We start from the raw sequence: 265 nt of genomic DNA, 5'->3' as shown, positions 1-265 counted from the left end.
GATGTATCGGGGATGCTGGTAAGGGGAGAACTGGGTATGTCGATCCGCTATTCAAGTTCAAGATATGATGTAGCAACAATCAGAAAATTAGCCGGGTCTTATAAGAAGAATCTGGAGTTTTTAATAGAGGAATTGGCCAAAGCTAAGGATACTTATCTCACCCCTTCAGATTTAAGTTTCAAAGGGCTGAGCCAGCAAGAGCTGTCGAAGCTCAACACAGATCATATGCTGGAGGATGTGTATGAGCTATCTCCTCTTCAGGAGG

Annotated in this window: 1 protein-coding gene; it reads left to right on the top strand. The window is 43.8% G+C overall.

Annotated features, from left to right (window positions below; genetic code table 11):
• The coding region (locus A4R26_RS34950; RefSeq protein ID WP_165760253.1) for a hypothetical protein at window positions 1–265 on the top strand (265 nt) is incomplete at both ends.

This window comes from Niastella populi (assembly GCF_002078015.1).
GTDB classification, from domain to species: Bacteria; Bacteroidota; Bacteroidia; order Chitinophagales; family Chitinophagaceae; genus Niastella; species Niastella populi.
The sequence above is the reverse complement of the archived record's forward strand: the minus strand, read 5'-3'. Positions and strand labels throughout refer to the sequence as shown.